A 20,025-nucleotide genomic window follows, 5' to 3' on the forward strand; every position below is an offset into this window, starting at 1 on the left:
TAGTACTAAAAAAATCGGTGTTCTTAGAAAGCACCGATTTTTCGATTTTATTTTTTCTTCATAGCTTTTTTTATATTGTCTGTTATTTCAGCTATATTTTCTCCAATTTCCATAAGAACATTTGATTTTCCCCTCTTATGCATCTGCTTTTTAATATTTTTTAAATTTTTATTCTTCATAGCAAATCTTCTCCTATATAAAATAAAATTAAGCTGTATATCATCTCAGCTTAATCTTATTTTCTACACTTTTGATATATTTATAACTTGGTTTTAAAGAATATTTAAGCAGTCAGCCTTTAATTTATAAGTGACATCTTTTCTTTCAACTACAATGTTTATTTTTTCTGACATTTCCTTATATGCAAGTATTTTATTCACTAATTCTTTTGTAGGATTAATAGCATATGGCGTTCCCACAAGCTGAAACATAGTAAAATCCCCTGATGTATCACCATAAGCAAAGCTCTTATCAAGATCTATATCGTATTTTTCAACAAGGTCATATATTGCATTTTTTTTGCTTACAGAATCCCACATAGGAATTATATCACCATTGTACTCGTTGTTTTCATTAAGTTCATATATTGTGCCTTTAAAATCATCCATATCATATTTTCTTGACATCTCCCTTACAAGTTCAATTGGAGAGCCTGAAATAGCAATGACTTTGTGTCCCTGCTGTTGATGATACTTTATTCTGTCACGCGAAAATGTATATACTCTGTCACCCTTCTGCTCAATAACCTTTTTGGCTATATAATCTATATGGTTCTTATTGATACCAATAATAGCTTCCTTATAAATGTCAACCATCTTTAGAAGGTATGTATCATAGTCTCCCTGTCTTTTATCCCAATTAACATAAGCAGGCTTAACATCTTTGTACCACTTTGCTTCATCAACAAGTTCATATTTTATAATTTTCTTAAATACCTCTGTTATAAGCCCTTCTCTATATATTGTTCCGTCTATATCAAAAAATGCTGCAATGTTTTTCATAAACTACCTCCTAAATTATTAATTTGCTAATATTACATAATATATCATTTTTCTAGTTACAAGTATTTAATTTTCATTGTACTATAATATAGATTTCCATTGCAACGAAAAATAAACATAAAAGAGACTGGCGTATAATTAATTTTGATTATACGCCAGTCTCTATCATCTTTATTTTATTACTATTTTTTGATTTGCTTTTAATGCGACTGTAAAATGAACTTTATCCCTTACCTTTTTGAATTTTACATTCTCACCATCGCATATAATATTAGTACAGTCTTTATTTATGATTATTTCAATATATTCATATTTATCACAATATCCATCAACTATTTTATTCACATCAATAACAACTTCATCTCTGCCTTTCACAACAATTCTATATTTACTATACTCTCCATATTTATATGCAAAACTCTTGCCGTCATCAACATAATGAGTATATTCAAAATTATTATCATCATTACTTAAATATATATTAAGTTTTAATGTATCAATAACTTTTTCTCCCACATAATTCTGAACTTCATAAGAAGGTATTACTGATGATGCTTTTACAAAGATTGGACAAATATCTATAGGAGCCTCCTTTATAATATACTGACCTCCATCGTATTCTTTGTTATCCCAGAAGTCAATCCACTTATCGCCATTTGGGAGATAAACCATCTTCTTGTCTTTACCTTGCTCAAGAACTGGTGAAACAAGTATATTATCACCAAATAAGAACTCATCATTTATTTCATAAGTTGCCTTATCAGCCTCATAATTTAAAATCAGCGGCTTCATCACAGGAATACCAGTGTCTTCACATATCTTCATGCAGTCATAAAGATATGGCAAAAGACTGTATCTAAGTTTTATATATTTTCTGTTAATATCTTCTGTCATCTTGTCAAATGCCCAAGGTTCTTGATCTCTAGTACCCATGGAAGAATGATTTCTGAATAAAGGTGTAAATGCACCAACCTGTACCCATCTGCTAAGTAGTTCTTTAGAACAATCAAAACCGAAACCACCTACATCAGTTCCACAGAAGGCCACACCACTTATTCCCATGTTCATAAGCATAGGTACAGCCATCCTTAAATGCTCCCATGTACTCTGGTTATCACCAGTCCAGCAAGTTGAATACTTCTGTATACCAGCATAGCATGCTCTTGTTACCACAAATGGTCTTTTCTTTGTCGCATCCTTTATTCCTTTATATGTGGCTTTGCACATCAATTGTCCATAAACATTATGAGCTTCCTTATGATATACTACTTTATCATCTTCATTAAACTCTATGTCATCAGGAAGAGGTCCATTAAAACTTGCAGGCTCGTTCATATCATTCCAAATACCAGAAACACCTGAATCAGTTAAAATCTTTTGATTACTGCTCCACCATTTCTGAACATCACTGCTTAAGAAATTGGGATATACTGCTTTTCCAGGCCATACAACATTTTCATATACTTGTCCATTTTTATCTTTAGCAAAATAGTTATTTTCTATCCCTTCTTTATAAATACTGTAATTATTATCCACCTTTACACCAGGATCAATTATAGTTACAACTTTAAACCCTTCTTCTTTTAATTCACGTATAGTTTTCTCTGGATGAGGAAATTTATTGTTATCCCATGTAAATACTCTGTATTCATCCATATAGTCAATATCCAGATAAATAGTATCGCATGGTATATCCCTTTTTCTAAACTCTTCTGCTACTTCCCATACTCTTAGTTCAGGAGAATATGACCATCTGCACTGTTGATAACCTAATGTCCATAACTGTGGAAGAGGTGTTGTTCCAGTAAGGTAAGTATATCCCTCTATTACATTCTTAACTGATGGTCCATAGATGAAATAGTAATCAGTGTTTCCACCTGCTGCAGAAAAATAATAGTAATTAGAATTTTCTTTGCCGAAATCAAAGTTTGTTTCAAAAGTATTATCAAAGAATATACCAAATGACTTATCCTTTCTGAAATTAACAAAAAAAGGGATTGACTTATATAACTGTTCAAAAGTTTCTCCATGAGGATTTGGATTATCTGTATTCCAGTTCTTATAGTGATAATATTTTTTATCTAGATGACCAGTCTTTTCACCCAGACCATAAAAATGCATATCATCTTCCATTTTTTTAGCAATATATATAGTATCTTTATTTTTTTTACTAAGATCATGACCCTCACTTTCAGCCAGTTCATAATCACCTTTTCTTCGAATAAAAGGATCTCTTTCAAGTCTATAATCTTCACATAATGCATTACCATCTTTATCATAAATATCAATGTTAAAACCAGCATAAATTTTCACAACTAATGATTTTGTGCTTATTGTTAATAGCTGTCCAATAAAACGTACTGAAAATTTAGTTTCCTTATAATTCAATTTATCAATTGCTTTTGAATTACGTTCTTCACTTACATTCGGGATAAAAAAATTAATTATCTCATCATTAATTATTTTTACATAAGTGCTACCATTTTCAAAATTAATCTTTACCACATTTTTCTCAATAATATAATTCACAATTTTACCCAACATACCATATTACCTCCATAAATGTTAATCGTTTAACTGATTCCATCTTACAATATATTTATTCCTTTGTAAAGGTTTAAATAGAAAAGTATTCAAAAAATAAAGCTGCTATATAATAGCTTTATTAGCTACTACATAACAGCTTATTAATCTGATAATTTTTATAAGAATGGTATTACTATAAGCTTAAAGATAAACACTACTGCAAGAATAAACATTACAAATGAAATTTTCTTTTTTTCTTTAGTGAATAAGTTAAGAATTAAATTAATAATTACATAACTCAATACTCCAACTGTAAGTCCATCACCTATTGAGTATGTTAATGGCATTAATATTATAGTTAAAAACGCTGGAACAGCTTCTGTAATATCTGAGAAGTTTATCTTAACTATTGATTCCATCATTAAGTATCCAACATAGATTAGCGCTGGAGCTGTTGCACATTTTGGTATTGCAACAAATAATGGTGAAAAGAACATTGCAGCTAAGAATAACAACCCAGTTATGATTGCTGTGAATCCTGTTCTACCACCTTCAGCAACACCAGTAGCACTTTCAACATAAGTAGTAACTGTTGATACTCCAAGTGCTGCTCCTGCAGTAGTACCTATAGCATCAACAAGAAGTGCTCTTCCTGCATGAGGAACATTTCCGTCTTTATCAAGCATACCTGCTTTTGCGGAAACTCCAACTAAAGTTCCTAGTGTATCAAAGAAATCTACAAATAAGAATGTAAATACAACCACGAAGAAATTAACTATATTTTGTGGATGGAAAGCATATGAGAAATCAAGCTTGCCAGCAATTGGCGCAATTGATTCAAACTTTACAATTCCATTAGGTAAAGATATGTTAAAGAACTTAGCTCCTGCTGGATCTAATGCAGCATATAACCAAGCAACAGCTGTAGCTCCTAATATCCCCCAAAGGATTGCTCCCTTAACTCTTTTTCTTTCTAGTATAACAATTAAAATAAGTCCTATAGATGCAACTGCTACTGTAGGAGTTGCAAACTTACCAATTGTAACTAGTGTACTTTCGTCTTTTGCAACAACACCTGCATCAACAAATCCTATAAATGCGATAAATAATCCGATACCAACTGTAACAGCATATTTTAAATTTAATGGAATAGCCTTAACTACAGCTTCACGAACTTTAAATAATGATAATAAAATGAAGATTATACCTTCAACGAATACTGCTGTAAGAGCAATCTGCCATGAGATACCCTTTTGTCCACATACAGTGAATGCAAAGTAAGCATTAAGTCCCATACCTGATGCTAAAGCAAAAGGAAGATTTGCATATAAACCCATAAATATTGTTATAATACCTGCTGTCAAGCAAGTAGCTGTAACTAATGCTCCTGCATCCATACCAGTCACACTAAGAATTGATGGGTTAACAGCAATAATATAAGCCATAGCTAGAAATGTTGTAACACCTGCTATTGCCTCTTTCTTAAAATCGACTTCTTTTCCCCAAAAATGGTTCAAAAACTTTTCCATGATTACCTCCTGAATCATAAACATTTATTGATATAATTCCAAATATGTTCGTGATAACAAAATGAACGAAACCACGAATCACACGTTTATTATAGTGTATGTGATTTCATTCGTCAATATACGAATAAAACTTTATTTATTTTATCGTTTATACGTTAAATATTGTATAATCCATTTTCGAAAAAGTCTTTCACTTTATTTAACTCTTTAGTCTTACTTAATGCAACCATAAGCTTGATTCTGGCTTTCTGTCCTGGAAGTGTATCACCAAAGATAACTCCTAAATCTCTAAGTTCTTTACCACCGCCATGGTATCCATATGAATCGCACACTCTTCCCTCAAAACATCTTGATACTACTACTACAGCTACATTGCTGTCTATAGCACGTTTTACGCTTTCAACCATATATGGAGGTATATTTCCTCTACCAAATGCTTCGATTACTATTCCATCTACCTTTCTTTCAATACAGTAATCAATTAATGTTGAATCCATACCAGCTGTACACTTTATCAACGTAACTTTTGAATCTACTTTATCAATATCTAGATACTGTTTATCTAGTGATTCTCTATAGAATAGAACCTTATTATCATCAACCATTCCAATAGGTCCAAAGTTTGGTGTTCTAAAAGCATTTAAAGCCATAGAATTTGCCTTAGTTACTTCAGCAGCACTATTAAGTTCACCATTCATGCATACAAGAACCCCTCTGTTTCTTGATTCATCAGAAATAACTGTACATATTGAAGCTGATAAATTAGCAGGTCCGTCATATCCGAGTTCAGAACCATTTCTCATTGCTCCAGTAACTACAACAGGCTTTTCTGTATTAAGTGTCAAATCAAGAAAATAAGCTGTCTCTTCAAGAGTATCGGTACCATGAGTAACAACAGCTCCTGCTATGTCCTCTCTATCAATAAGCTTCTTTATGTATTTTGATAATTCAAGCATTTTATCTGGTGTCATATGTGGACTAGGCATGTTTGAAAAAGTATATGTTTCAATTTCTGCAAATCCTTCTATACCAGTAACCTTTGACATTATTTCATCACTTGAAAGACTAGGCACGGCTGCCTGAAGTCTTTCATCAATTTTCATAGTTATAGTACCGCCATTAAAAACAACTGCTACCTTTTTCATCTATTACATCTCCATTATCTATTGTACTGTGCAATCAAGCACTTAATTTTTATCCCCATTTCTGTAAACATTCTTTCGTGTTCAGTCTCAACATTACCAGTAAAATTACTTTCATGAAGATCATAAGTTATGTATTTTATATCAAAACCTTTTTGAGTAAGATATTCCTGAGAATCTCTGAAAAGTTCATCATCATCAGTTTTAAACCAAATCTCACCGTTTAGCTTTAAGAATGTTTTATACTTGCTTAAGAAGTTTGTATGTGTAAGTCTTCTCTTATTATGCTTTTTCTTTGGCCATGGATTGCAGAAGTTAATATATATTCTATCAACTTCATCCTTACCAAAAACTTCTTCTATAAAAGCAATCTGTTTTGCCATCAGTCTTACATTTTCTTCAGGCTTTCTGTTTACTTTTTCAAACTCTTTTTCTATTTGTCTTTTTGCAAGTACTAATACTTCATCCTTTATGTCAATTGCAACATAATTAATATCTTTATTTTCAGCACCTTTTACTGAAACGAAATTTCCTTTTCCACATCCAAGTTCAAGATAAATCGGATTATCATTTTTGAACTCTTCATGCCACTTATCTTTTCTCGTTTCAGGATCAGTTAAAAAGAACTTTGAACTTTCAAGCTCTGGTCTTGCCCACGCTTTTTTTCTTAATCTCATACGATATCTCCTTATTCTTTATTAATCATATTATATTATACTTACTTTTATAAATAAGTAAAATGCACTTTAATAAAATCAGCTAGTATGATACTATAATAAATAAAGTTATATAGTTAAGCAAGGTGGGATATACATATGAATATCAAATATAAAGGTGCGTTAGGGGATTTAATTGCATCTATAGGCTTTATTTTAGTTTCAGTTTTATTCCTGTGGGTAGTTCTCACAAGCTCCTTCACTACTCAAAGGGCAGTAATATATACTGTAATGGCAATTATTTCTGCAGTAATAGGAATACGATTCATTTTTATTTATAGATGCTGCGTTAGAATTACAGATAAAAAAATAATTATCACTGAAATAATAAAAAGCACTTCTATAAATATTGATAATATCGAAAGCATCTATGAAGAGAAAAATAAACTTAGTATTTTTACAAAAGATAACCTTCGAATAAAATTTGAATTAAAAGATTTAAGATTATCTGATAGAGAAGATTTTATATCTTTTTTAGAAAAAAGCTGTTCAAAATAAAAAGACAAGCCATTATGATAAAAGTATTTTACTTTACCATAATGGCTTATTACTTATTCAATATATTTTCCTTTATTTTGTTTAAATCAACTTAGTTCAGTTATTTCGAGATAAACGTGAATTAATCCCCAAATGATGTTCCTATTTTCCTTGCAACTTCTATCAACTCATCATCAACACTAACATTTTTAATCTTACCAATTACATTTTCAAGACTTGCATAAGTTATCTTATTACCTTTAAGTGCTACCATATTGCCAAACTTTCCTTCAGCTATAAGCTGTACTGCCTTCACACCATATCGAGTTGATAAAATTCTATCATATGTGCATGTATTACCACCTCTCTGTAAATGACCAAGTACAGTATTTCTAACTTCATGAGTAGGAATAAGTTTTTCAAGATCTGCAGCAAGCTTATTTCCTATGCCGCCAAGCCTTATAGGATCAGGGCTATCTTCAACTATCTTCTGAACTACTACATCACCATTTTTAGGTTTAGCTCCTTCAGCTACAACAATTATTGAGAATAATTTTCCTCTCTTTTCTCTTTCTTTTACTTTTTCAACGATTTTATTAATATCATAAGGGATTTCAGGTATAAGTATAACATCTGCTGACCCTGCAATTCCTGATTGCAATGCTATCCATCCTGCTGTTCTACCCATTACTTCAAGAATCATTATTCTATGATGTGATTCAGCTGTTGTATGCAGCCTATCCAGCCCCTCAGTTGCAATATCTATTGCAGTATTAAAACCAAAAGTCACATCAGTACATGCTAAATCATTATCAATTGTTTTAGGTACACCTATAACATTCACACCTTTTCTTGCAAAATCTCTTGCAGATGTAAGTGTCCCATCTCCGCCAATAACAACGAGCGCATCGATTTCTGCTTTTTTTAAGTTTTCTACTCCCACATCAGAAACATCCCTTTTAACTTTTATGCCATTCTCCTCAACAGTGTAATCAAATAGATTATCTTTATTAGAACTGTATAATATAGTCCCGCCTCTGTGAAGAATACCAGACACTGATTCCAGCGTTAAAGGTGTTAAATCATTATTATATAATCCTCTGTATCCGAATTTATATCCAAATACCTCATACCCATACTGCAATATAGCAGTTCTTGTTATAGCTCTAATTACAGCATTAAGTCCAGGACAGTCTCCACCACCTGTAAGCAGAGCAATCCTCTTTATATCATTTTTCATTCTATTATCCCCCTTTACACATAACTAACTTCATTATTTGAAATATATTTAATTAAAAGAGATTTTATGATTATGTTATATAATTTTCTTTAAAACAAGTACCAACAATACAACACCCATAGATATCCTGTAATATGCAAATATTTTCATAGTTTTTTTTCTTAAATAGTCAATGAATTTTGCAACAACATAGTAAGCACATATAAAGCAGATTATGCATCCAATTATAAGTGCTGCTGTTTCACTACTGGTCATTGATAGAAAATCAGCATCCTTGATTCCAACAAAGCTCGCTCCAAACATTGCGGGAATTGCTAAAAAGAAAGAAAACTCAGCTGCTAAGGGAGTATCCATGTTAGCCAGCCAGCCTCCTATTATTGTAGATGCGCTCCTTGACATTCCAGGCCACATTGACAGGCATTGAAAAACTCCAACTGTGAATGCCTGTTTGTAACTTACACTTTCTATATTCTTTATAGTCTTAACATACTTTTTTCTTTTAAGGTATATATTTTCTATAATTACAAGCAAAAATCCACCTACTATAAATCCTATAGTTACTGTATTGATATTAAATAGCTTTTTCTTTATGATAGTATGCAAAAGTCCGCCTACAATAAGTGCAGGTATACTTCCAACTAATAGGTTTATCCAAAATTTGAAACCTTTTTTTCCGTGCCTCCCAAAAGTAAATAAGTATACAAAAAAATCTTTAATGTAATTCCATAGTGTATCCCAGTATAATACAACAATAGCCATTATCGCTGCCAGCTGGATAACTATCATGTACATAGTAGAATATTTTGTATCATAGAAATTTATAATTCTACCAACTAATATTTCATGACCAGTTGAAGAAATGGGCAAAAATTCAGTTAATGCCTCTACAATGGCTATAACTGCCGCTTTAAATATTAAAATAAAATCCAACATATTCAACTCCTTATTTTTAATACATTTTATAATATGTTGAACTATGCTGGATTATATTTCTTTTATTAAATTATTTCTAATTATATTCTATTTTTATTGATGAAGCTACATTTACACCATCTTCAGAAATTTCTATTGTATTAACACCTTTCTTGAGAGTTACAGACTGATACTTGCCAACTTCTGTCATCTTACCATCACCAACTTTAATATAATACTGCTTAAGCATCCTACTGTCCTTAAAAGCCCCCACAATTATAGATGGATATTCAGTTTTGTCCTTTTCAACAAGGTTACTAAACATAATAACTATATATGCCTTCTTATCCTTATCTTCTGATTTATAGTAAGGTACGTTATCAAATAACTCCTTATTCTTAGTAAATATCTGTGGCTGATAATATGAAACATTATCATTAAGGGTAGGAAGATCATTCTTACTACAATATGTAAGCATTGAATTTGAGTTTTTATTCTTTACAGTATTATCAAGATTTACGGAATACGAATATTTAAAATCACTAATTCTGTTTATTTCTTTGTAATTTTTGTTATTATATGTCTCAATTTCAGTTTTCTTTGTTTCTAAAAATTCTATTGCCGATAAGTATTTGCCATTATTTTTAAAAACTCTTCTATTAATCACATCAAGCAGTATCCACTTTTTTTCATCCTTGCTGTAAAACTCGACCACATTATAACTACTGATGTCAGATCCCTTTTTAGGCTTAATTCTCAGTTGTCCTGTTCGTGAAATAATACCTATACACTTTAATATATCTCTTTCGATTATGGCGATTTCATAACCTGAAGCTTTTTTATCACTCTGTGCTTCATTTAAAAGATCATAGCCATTAGTACCTGTATGCTTTGTAATGCTGTCAACATCAAGAGAACTTCTTATCCAGTCAGCTGTTCTAAGCGCAACCTGTACATCATTATCTAAATTTGAAAACTTTTCTGATATATTATAATTCTTATTGAGAAGCTTTAATTTATTATTATCACTATCATCATCATAAAAAAAGTCAATATGATTTCCTTCATAAATATTGTCCCATGCCTTAACCGTTATTCCTGGTGAAGTTTTATTCTTATTCATATTCATATAAATCATAAAGCCTGCAACTACTATAGCTACTACAGCCACTACTTTCATAATAGTTCCCTTTTTCATCCTAATACTCCTTACAAAATAAAATTTTCTATATTTTTATCGTCATATTTATAATACACTTAATTTTATTTCAATTAAAGTTTATGATATACTGAAATTAACTTGTTAAAAAAGGTGATTTAATGGATTCAAATAATTTCAAATTAAAATTTCAGCATTATATAGTTATTTTTATTTTATCATTTTTATTAGGAGTATTATTATATAATGTCTTTTTTATTTTTAACAAAACAAAAGTCACAACTTCATATTCTTCTAATGGAAAACATAGTGATACTTCTGAAATATCATTAGTCCCTATTACTAGATATATAACAGATACTAACTTTAAATCTGAAATTAAAGATTATGATATAAAACTTGCTATGATTTCAAAAAAAGAATCTAATGATTCTGCTGACAGAATAATAAATGAAATAACACCAACAGTTTTAGCGGCAAATTCAAGTATTCTTAAAAAGCTTAAAAATATCGATAAATTCAGAATTACAGATGAAAATAATATATGTGAAACATTTGTAGGAAGCAATAAATTAGCTTACATATATGTAGACGGTAAAGATATTAGTATTTCACATATTAAAAACTTATATGATACTATATCACAATACAGTAAAAAAAATTACGCCGTCATAGTAATTATTGATTCAGAAGAAGAAATAAATAAAAGATATATAAGCAAACTATGTGCAAGCAAGGCTTCTTTAATTTTTACAAAAGGAAGTGGCAAATCAACATTTTATATGGAGAATAAATGTCTTGTTGTTTATAACTCTTCATACTATAACAATTCCTATACACCTCTTATAGATATTGTATTTGACAACAACAAACCAGTTTCTTTAGGAATAAAGCTATATGTAAACGACCCGATCAAAAAAATGTCAATACTTAATGAAATTAATGCTAACGCTGAAAATATAACAAAAAAACTTGATGAATCATTTACTTTCTTCGAAATAAATTAATTATTTGATTATTAATGCTTTTTATTGTATAAAAATATATATAATACTTAATTTAAGGTGGTGTCTAAAATAAAACTTAAATCTATATGCGCTATTCTCTGTGGAAAAATAACTCTATTTTTATCAAAACACATATTGAAAGGTGGAAGTAATTTTCCAGGTAAAATAGCATTAAAACTAGATAAATCAATATTAAAGGATATTTCAAAAAACTATTCAGTAATCTTAATTACCGGAACTAACGGAAAAACAACAACTACTTCTATGATAAGTAATTTACTAAAAGAAAATAATTTAGAGACAATCACTAATGAAACTGGGGCAAATATGCTTCCAGGTATAGTATCATGTCTTATTCAGAATTATAAATTTAAGAATAGTAACAAAAAATATGCTGTACTTGAAGTAGATGAAGCTAATGTAAAATTTATTACAGAATATATTACTCCAGAATACATAGCTATAACTAATCTGTTCAGAGATCAGCTCGATAGATATGGAGAAGTTTATACTACACTTAATAAAATTCTTGAAGGTATAGTTAAAGTTCCGGAGTCTACTCTTCTTTTAAACGGTGATGAGTCACTTCTTGGAAAGCTTGATGTACCAAACAAGAAGGTTTACTATGGCTTTTATGATTCATTAAATAAAGATACCACTGTAGATACTAATGCTGATGCAAAGTTCTGTAAATTCTGCAAAGCACCTTATCATTATAACTTCATAACTTATAATCATTTAGGTGACTTTTATTGTCCCAACTGTGGTTATAAAAGAGAGGAATTAAAGTATTATCTATCTTCATTTGATGAAATAACAGCTGACTATTCAAAAATCAAATTTAATGATACTGAATTCACAATAACTCAGTCAGGTATTTATAACATTTATAATGCTTTATGTGCTTACAGTATTGCTAAAGAACTTAAAATTAATAATGATGTAATCAGAGCATCTTTTGACAAACAAGATTCAAGCTTTGGAAGACAGGAAATACTTAACATTAACGGTAAAAGCGTAAAGATTATTCTTGTAAAAAATCCAGCCGGCTATAACCAGGCATTAGATCTTTTATCATTGAATGATTTTCCATACTCATGCTGTTTCATGTTAAATGATAATTATGCTGACGGTCGAGATGTTTCATGGATATGGGATGTATACTTTGAAAAATTACATGATACAAAGATTAAGGATATATTCATCAGTGGTACAAGAATGTATGATATGGCTGTTAGACTTAAGACTGCTAATCTTAATACAAATTCTTTTATAATTGAAGAAGATTATGGCAAACTTACAGAAAAGATCTCACAAAGCTGTGAAGATCGTGTGTATATTTTAGCTACATATACAGCAATGATTAATTATAGAAAATATCTGTATAGCAATGGCTATATAAAGAAATTATGGTAACGAGGTGATTAAATGGAATTGAACATATGCCATCTATATCCAGACCTGTTGAATGTATATGGAGACATCGGAAATATACTTATTCTAAAACACAGAGCTGAATTAAGAGGAGTTAAAGTTAATATATACAATTTATCATTGAATGATAAATTCGATAAAGACTTATACGATATCACATTCTTTGGTGGTGGACAGGATTATGAACAGTCAATAGTTTCATCTGATATATTCAAAACAAAACGTGATGACATTAAAGATTATATTGAAAGTGGCAAAGTATTTCTTGCTATTTGTGGTGGATATCAGCTTTTAGGCAAATATTATATAGCAGCTGATGGCGAAAAGCTTGATGGGCTTAATATATTAAATATAAGTACAGAAGCTGGCGACAACAGATTTATAGGTAATACAGTAATCTACAACGAGGAATATAATGAAACATACGTAGGATTTGAGAATCATGGTGGAAGAACATATATCAATGATTTAAAACCTTTAGGAAAAGTAATACATGGTTATGGCAATAATGGTACAGACGGTTATGAAGGATGTATTTATAAAAACACATATGGTACTTACTTCCATGGATCACTGCTTTCAAAAAACCCAGAACTTGCTGACAGACTGCTTTATACAGCCCTTTCAAAAAAGTACGATAATTTTTCATTAAGCAAGCTTGATGATACTCTTGAAATCAAGGCAAAAGAAATAATGATAGAAAGATTAAAAAACAATTAATATTATAACTGCTGTTGAATTATAATTAATATTCATCAGCAGCTTTGTTTTATATATTCCATATTAATAAAAATCACTTTTTTGTGAATTAGATTAAAAAATTATTACAAAACTATGATTATATTGTACATGCCAAATAATGATGATATACTTAAAATTGCTTAAATAAATTGTTGGGAGAGATGAAAAATTGAGACGTAAAAGAATAATTAGTTCACTACTTTTAGCATGTTGTTTAACAGTTTTATCACCTAGTGCTAAGATGGTTAATGCTAATTCAACAAATCCTAAAACTATAGCGCCTAAAAAAACTACTGATATAAGTGCTAAACAACCTGAAATAGTTGGAAAGTCAGCTATTACAGTTGATTTTGAAACAGGAGAAATAATCTATGCGAAAGATATTGATACAAAGAGATATCCTGCTTCAATAACTAAACTGATTACAGGACTTGTATTTGCTGAACATAAACAAAAAAATGATGAAATACCTTACACTGAAGATTGTTTAAAGCAGCCTGAAGAATCATTAGCCAAAAACTATCCAGGAAAAATAAAAGTTGGCGAAACTATGAATGCAGATGATGTTATGAAAACACTTTTATTATTCTCTGCAAATGATGCTGCAACAATGATGGCTGACAGCGTTGCTGGAAGTAGCGCTAAGTTTAGTGAGCTTATGAATAAAAAAGCTAAAGAACTAGGCTTAAAGTCTACTCACTTTGTAACACCAAACGGACTTCACGATAACAATCATTATACTACAGCTTATGATTTATCAATATTAAGCAAGGCTGCTTTCCATAATGATTGGGTAAGAGAAACAATGGGTACTAAAGATGCTACAGTAACATTAGCTGGAAAATTTCCATTACCAATGACTAATAGAAACAAGAACTTAGGTAAGGATGGCTGCATAGGAGGAAAAACTGGTTTAACTACTCCTGCAGGCAGATGTCTTACTGCTATATATGAAAAAAATGGCAGAAAGATTATTGGTGTAGTTTTAAAATCTGAATACGGTGCAGATGATACTCAAGTATTCAAAGACATGAATAAAATAATTGACTGGAGTTTTGCTCAACAGAGATCAGTATATGCTGAAAAAGGACAAATAATTGAAACTGTTAAAGCAACATACAAACCTCTAAAATTCTTTGGACCTACTAAGACTATTGATGTTCCAATTAAACTTAATGAAAATGTTGAATACTATGCAAACTACGTTAACAATAAAGAGACTACTTTCTCTTTATCAGACACAAGCACAAATGCATGGGATCTTGCTAAGAATTCAGATTCATTAAAAGTAAAAGTATCAGAAAGAACTTACTCAAAAACTTATGCAGCTACTGCTGATATTACAAAAGGAATGCTTATCAAAGCCAACTTAGGCCTTTATGCAGGTGCAGCTATTGCTGTTATAGTAATAGTATTCTTAATAATGACAATAATAAAGTTAATAGGATCTAATAAACGTAGAAGACGTAGAAAAAAAAGTATCTTTTAAGATTTAGATCAACAAAATAAAATGTGCTGATAGAAATACTTTTTTCTATCAGCATTTTATTAAGGAGAGATTCTTTTGAAAATATTAGTTGTGATTATTTTTACATCAATAATGAGTTTTACATATTTACTTTATAGCCTAAAAAGGCAGAAATTCGAATCTATATTAATACTCATTCCTGCCTGTACTATAATCGTTTATATGATGAAATTATCTCATGGCTTTTCAAATAGAGATAATAAAATTATTGGTCTTGTAAATTTACTGGCTGTATTTCTAATATTATTTAACAATAGCAGTAAAAAGGTAAAATAAAAGAGCTCATATCTGTAATATGCGCTTTTTTTATATACTATTCTTCTGAAGATTACAAATATTCGTTTTTAGTATTTTAGTGTTTTGATATTTCAATATCAAAACACCACACATTTTATAACAAATCTTCTTTGCCTATTTCTATTGATGGATAATGAGCAAACTTTGTTAAATCAGTATCAAAAGGCACACTGTACACCATGTAATATGACTCTGAATCATCATTATTATTGATTAAATTATTTATTTTTTCTTCTGTTTTTTTCTTATAAAGTGTAGCAAAAACCACTTCTACTACTCCAACTTTATCTTCTTTAGTTTTATCGACTCTCCCCCTAAGTATTAACTTTAAAGGTTCTTCTCCTTCAAGGCCTATTTTTATGTAATCCATATATTCCACTGAATACCCCCTTATATTTATCAGATTTCTTCTTTATTATATCAGTTTTACCTTATTTATAAATATATTCCCTATACTTCATATCTTCTTGTCACAGTTTCAACAACCCTCTCGTTTAACTTTTCTGTTTCTCCATCATCAACCTTATACTTCAAGCTATGTCCCACATCTTTAAATATAAGACACTTTATATTATTTCTTTGGCAGAATGACTCTACTTCCTTAAAATCAATAAACTTATCTTTAGTCCCAATTACCATGGCCATAACATTTTCTGTGTTTTTTAGATATTCTAAGCATAATGGAATTGGTGTTAAAAAAAATTGTCTTACATTAATATTTAAATAATCCTCAAGCCATGCAGCGCATGAAGTCCCTATACTCTTTGATAAGAATACAACATCCTCATACTTATCAAAATCTATATCTTTTATCTGATTCAATATTATATCCTTAGTAAGGTTAAAATTGTACTGCAGTGTTTTATTCATATCAAACTCAACACTTGAAAAATTAATATTAACTACATCATAGCCAATTGTTTTATATTTATTGGCACATTCTATAAGAAGTCTTTCTTGGCATGTATATGCTATACCTGGAAAAATAACAGCAATATTCTCTTTCATTTTTAAGTTCTCCTCCCTAAAAAAGTATACCTTATATTATACACTACATTTTTTTCTTTTTAACCGTAAGATTCTAATAGTATTGCTTTTGCATTATGATTTTTTATAAATTAGTTTTTATATAAAAATCCTTTATTTATTAATTTAACAATTAGATATTTTACTCATACTATAAACTAAGATATTAATTGACTTTTCACATTTAAAGGAGGTAATTATGTTATTTAAAAAAATTAAAACATCTCTGGCTTTCTGCTTGTCTGCTGTTTTATGTTTAGGCTTCACTGCATGTAATAAAAAAGAAGACTCCCTAAAGACAGTAAGATTAAATGAAGTAACAAGATCTGTTTTCTACGCTCCAATGTATGTTGCTATAAATGAAGGGTTCTTCAAGGAAGAAGGAATAAATATTGAACTATCAACAGGTCAAGGAGCAGACAAGCCTATCGCAAATACACAAGTCGCTTGTACATCTTTAAATATTATTTTGATAGCGGTTTTCTTAGCTAAATATAATCTTATTTACATTCACAGTTTTTCAAATGATAATTAGTATTAATTTTAACTCTTAATCCATCTTTATTTTGTAAATAAGGGATATTATTTTCATCAAAAACTAACTTATCATATCCTCCATTACTATAATGAACATATGCATGATGATATGGGCAAAGAACGATAGTATTCTTATAGCTATCTATTTCTTCTAAATCATCTTGTCCATACTTAGCATTACTAAAAGCATTGATATGATGAACTTCCGAATAAATATTTCCATTAGATAATTGTATAACAGGAATAGTAGGTTCCTCTCCACCACAAATTTGGCACTTACCTTGATATAAAGTTTTTAAAGTTTGTACCAGCTTTTTGTTTCTCTCAATAATCACTTTTTTTACATTTTTATTTTTATACTCTATTTCTATATTTTCTAATTCTTTAACTTTTTCTTTAATAAACTTCCTTTTATTATCTTTTAATAAATCTTCAACATTTTTATTGTTTTCTTTGCTTGATTCAGTTGGTATATAACTTCTTTCAAATCCCAGCGATTTTATAATACTATTTATATCAGTTAACTCAGCTTTTGATTTTAAATATAGTACATAATAAAAATATGAATTAATATCCAAATAAACTGACTTATTTTCAGATAACTGTTCTAATATTAATTTTATATTTTCATCATTCCACTTTAAATCCAAACGTTCTTGTAAGTCTCTTCTATAATCATAAGGGATATATCCTTCAGGTAGATCTTGTTTATTATTAATTCTTTCAAAACCCCATTGTTGTATAAGTTCATCTAGTGTTAAGTGACGTTGACGTGCAAGTGAACTCAATACATTATAAAAATGGTCATAAGAACTAATATAAATAATATTATCTTTTACAATATATCTTTCTTTTATTGTTTTAATATGTCTTTCTACTATTGCGGATGTATCTTTTTCTTTATCATATACATACCCAAAATGATTTACAAGTCCCTTAATTCCTCCACAATTTCTCCTGTTTCCAAGTGAATTTAAATATTGATAATCTTCATCTTTTGATTTGATTTTAATTACATTATCATGAACTATATATTTTTTTAAAACCTCTAAAATAGATTCATCAGTTATTGATTTTCTTTTATCAACCAACTGATAATCTAATAAATCTAGATATTGATCTAAATCCATGTTTTTACTTTTGCTAGTATTTCTTAATTCAGTTCGTAATTTTCCATCAACTTTTACAACCTTATTTTTATTTTCTATGTCTCTACCTTGCTCTATCCACATTTTGTTTAAAAAATTTAATTGATCAAATTCTTTTTGATTTAATATATCAAAAAGATTTTGTTCTAAGGCTTTTTTAATTTCATATGTAATGTCAAACATACATTTAATATAATTATCTTTTTTATATAAAATAGCTTTTTTAGAAAAATCATTTGAATTTTTGCCTGAAAATATTTCTATAGCAGTATTATTGCCTATTTTCTTATATTTTTTACTATTTATTAAATCAATAACTTCATTAATTTCATTATGATTAAATGGTAACTCCCATCCCTTCTTATTTAATGTACTTATCTTTTTTGTTCTAACTTGCCTAGATATATTTTCTCTAGTACAGTTCAATAAATTTGCAAGCTCTACTCCTGTAGCATCATAATTATTTATAAGATTGGACAACGTATAAGCATCAAAAGTTCCTTTTAAACTATTTGTTTTTTTACCAACTCTTTCAAAGCCTATACTTTCTAAATATTCCATAATATTTATTTTGTAATTTTTTGCAATTATATCTAAACTTTTATATAAATTATTGTTTAAATCATTAATTTGTTTTAAACTTTCATATTCTCCTTTAGGAAACATTTTTTGTGACTCTTGTTTAAGTTCATCTTCATTATATATATTACTTTCTTTATATTTAAATCCAATTTTTTCAATATATTCAATTGGTTTGAGGTTTGCTTTTTTTGAAAATTTGTATATATCACGATATATATTGAGATTAGAACTAAATTTAGTTATTATTTTATTTGGGTAATAAACAAGTAATTCATTTATAAGTTCTTCTTCTGTATTACTTGTTTTAGTACAACTTTGTACAGAAAAACCCAAACGCTTCAAATATTCCTTTGGTTTAATATTTTTTTCTCCTATTAACCTAATAATATCACCATACAAATCACTTTTTGATAAATCAAATATTATTCGATCAGGATAACACTTTAATAATTCTTCATATAGTTCTTTTTCATTACTTATTTTATATTTAACTCCCATATTATTTAATCCTCCCTAGATGCCTCTATAAATTTATAATGATAGAATACTAAATCAATTTGCATTATTTAATATTTAATATAAGTTTTTTAGTTATTATATAAAACATATAAATTAATATATTCAATTCCAACATACTATACATAGCTAATAAAAATCTGATATTTCACATACTAAAACTTGTGTTATATTTACATCTACATTTTAATTAATCTTTTGTTTTTATTAATATAATAATTTTAATTGCATTATCTACTAACAACACCTTTCCTAAGAAAATATTGCAAATTGCCGAATCATATAACACCTTATTTTAATTACAATGGTATATAAATATACCTTATCTGGCAATTTTAATTTCTTCAAAAAAAGTAATAAAGATTAAACTTATTAAAAAATGATAAATTGCAATAACAAATTGAACTAATTTTATTTTTCCATTTGAACCCTTGAATTTTTAAGCTGCATAGATCTCATCGAGGTACTTTTCAAAAAGCTCCTCTGGAGTTCGGTAGTCTAAGATTT

Annotated in this window: 18 protein-coding genes and 1 pseudogene; 7 read left to right on the top strand and 12 right to left on the bottom strand. The window is 29.1% G+C overall.

From position 1 onward, the window contains the following. Nucleotides 1-47: 47 nt before the first annotated feature. The 6 genes from FYJ33_RS16590 to trmB all read right to left on the bottom strand — a co-directional run bounded on the left by FYJ33_RS16590 (nt 48) and on the right by trmB (nt 6,875). On the bottom strand, nt 48-179 hold the full coding sequence (locus FYJ33_RS16590; protein WP_268891433.1) for a hypothetical protein: 132 nt from the start codon (nt 177-179) through the stop codon (nt 48-50). A gap of 93 nt (nt 180-272) precedes the next feature. After that, on the bottom strand, nt 273-1,001 hold the full coding sequence (locus FYJ33_RS02170) for an HAD-IB family hydrolase (RefSeq protein ID WP_154530119.1): 729 nt from the start codon (nt 999-1,001) through the stop codon (nt 273-275). A 171-nt stretch (nt 1,002-1,172) separates the two neighbouring features. Further along, the gene (locus tag FYJ33_RS02175; RefSeq protein ID WP_154530120.1) at nt 1,173-3,545 is read right to left on the bottom strand and encodes a glycoside hydrolase family 31 protein; all 2,373 of its coding nucleotides are present in this window, start codon (nt 3,543-3,545) and stop codon (nt 1,173-1,175) included. 158 nt (nt 3,546-3,703) lie between these two features. Next, nucleotides 3,704-5,074, bottom strand: a complete 1,371-nt coding sequence (locus FYJ33_RS02180; protein WP_407928861.1) for an NCS2 family permease — start codon at nt 5,072-5,074, stop codon at nt 3,704-3,706. A 137-nt stretch (nt 5,075-5,211) separates the two neighbouring features. Beyond that, complete coding sequence (locus tag FYJ33_RS02185) at nt 5,212-6,201, bottom strand: asparaginase (RefSeq protein ID WP_154530122.1); 990 nt, start codon at nt 6,199-6,201, stop codon at nt 5,212-5,214. A 14-nt stretch (nt 6,202-6,215) separates the two neighbouring features. Then, nucleotides 6,216-6,875, bottom strand: coding sequence for a tRNA (guanosine(46)-N7)-methyltransferase TrmB (gene trmB, locus FYJ33_RS02190; protein WP_154530123.1), 660 nt, complete (start codon nt 6,873-6,875; stop codon nt 6,216-6,218). Between the two features lie 138 nt (nt 6,876-7,013). Here trmB and FYJ33_RS02195 point away from each other — a divergent pair, with 138 nt between their 5' ends. Further along, nucleotides 7,014-7,412 (top strand): hypothetical protein, encoded by a 399-nt coding sequence (locus tag FYJ33_RS02195; RefSeq protein ID WP_154530124.1) that lies wholly within the window; start codon nt 7,014-7,016, stop codon nt 7,410-7,412. Between the two features lie 121 nt (nt 7,413-7,533). Here the strand turns inward: FYJ33_RS02195 and FYJ33_RS02200 are convergent, their stop codons facing one another. From FYJ33_RS02200 to FYJ33_RS02210, 3 genes are all read right to left on the bottom strand, one after another. After that, nucleotides 7,534-8,631, bottom strand: coding sequence for a 6-phosphofructokinase (locus FYJ33_RS02200; protein WP_154530125.1), 1,098 nt, complete (start codon nt 8,629-8,631; stop codon nt 7,534-7,536). A 75-nt stretch (nt 8,632-8,706) separates the two neighbouring features. Next, entirely contained in the window at nt 8,707-9,564 is an 858-nt protein-coding gene (locus FYJ33_RS02205; protein WP_154530126.1) for an undecaprenyl-diphosphate phosphatase, read from the bottom strand. A gap of 76 nt (nt 9,565-9,640) precedes the next feature. Further along, nucleotides 9,641-10,741 carry a hypothetical protein gene (locus tag FYJ33_RS02210; RefSeq protein ID WP_154530127.1) on the bottom strand — a complete coding sequence of 367 codons (1,101 nt, stop codon included), beginning with the start codon at nt 10,739-10,741 and terminating at the stop codon, nt 9,641-9,643. A gap of 122 nt (nt 10,742-10,863) precedes the next feature. Between FYJ33_RS02210 and FYJ33_RS02215 the strand changes: the two genes are divergently transcribed. The 5 genes from FYJ33_RS02215 (at nt 10,864) to FYJ33_RS02235 (ending at nt 15,688) form a co-directional block, all read left to right on the top strand. Further along, a complete protein-coding gene (locus FYJ33_RS02215) occupies nt 10,864-11,709 on the top strand; it encodes a hypothetical protein (RefSeq protein WP_154530128.1) in 846 nt (281 codons plus the stop codon). 60 nt (nt 11,710-11,769) lie between these two features. Further along, a complete protein-coding gene (locus tag FYJ33_RS02220; protein ID WP_277643436.1) occupies nt 11,770-13,125 on the top strand; it encodes a Mur ligase family protein in 1,356 nt (451 codons plus the stop codon). 12 nt (nt 13,126-13,137) lie between these two features. After that, the gene (locus tag FYJ33_RS02225) at nt 13,138-13,863 is read left to right on the top strand and encodes a type 1 glutamine amidotransferase (protein ID WP_154530130.1); all 726 of its coding nucleotides are present in this window, start codon (nt 13,138-13,140) and stop codon (nt 13,861-13,863) included. A gap of 190 nt (nt 13,864-14,053) precedes the next feature. Next, nucleotides 14,054-15,373, top strand: a complete 1,320-nt coding sequence (locus tag FYJ33_RS02230) for a D-alanyl-D-alanine carboxypeptidase family protein (RefSeq protein ID WP_154530131.1) — start codon at nt 14,054-14,056, stop codon at nt 15,371-15,373. 75 nt (nt 15,374-15,448) lie between these two features. Continuing rightward, complete coding sequence (locus FYJ33_RS02235; protein ID WP_154530132.1) at nt 15,449-15,688, top strand: hypothetical protein; 240 nt, start codon at nt 15,449-15,451, stop codon at nt 15,686-15,688. A 115-nt stretch (nt 15,689-15,803) separates the two neighbouring features. Here FYJ33_RS02235 and FYJ33_RS02240 read toward each other — a convergent pair whose 3' ends face one another. Together FYJ33_RS02240 and FYJ33_RS02245 are read right to left on the bottom strand one after the other, a co-directional pair. After that, complete coding sequence (locus tag FYJ33_RS02240; RefSeq protein ID WP_154530157.1) at nt 15,804-16,079, bottom strand: hypothetical protein; 276 nt, start codon at nt 16,077-16,079, stop codon at nt 15,804-15,806. Between the two features lie 80 nt (nt 16,080-16,159). Then, nucleotides 16,160-16,717: a hypothetical protein gene (locus FYJ33_RS02245; protein WP_154530133.1), complete on the bottom strand. Its 558-nt coding sequence runs from the start codon at nt 16,715-16,717 to the stop codon at nt 16,160-16,162. Between the two features lie 217 nt (nt 16,718-16,934). Between FYJ33_RS02245 and FYJ33_RS02250 the strand changes: the two are divergent. Then, nucleotides 16,935-17,252: pseudogene (locus FYJ33_RS02250) on the top strand (ABC transporter substrate-binding protein); the annotation flags it as partial. Here FYJ33_RS02250 and FYJ33_RS02255 read toward each other — a convergent pair. Then, nucleotides 17,236-19,500, bottom strand: coding sequence for an HNH endonuclease (locus tag FYJ33_RS02255; RefSeq protein WP_154530135.1), 2,265 nt, complete (start codon nt 19,498-19,500; stop codon nt 17,236-17,238). The pseudogene FYJ33_RS02250 and the gene FYJ33_RS02255 sit on opposite strands and share 17 nt — an antisense overlap. Nucleotides 19,501-20,025: the final 525 nt, after the last annotated feature.

This window comes from Inconstantimicrobium porci, from assembly GCF_009696465.1.
Lineage (GTDB): Bacteria > Bacillota > Clostridia > Clostridiales > Clostridiaceae > Inconstantimicrobium > Inconstantimicrobium porci.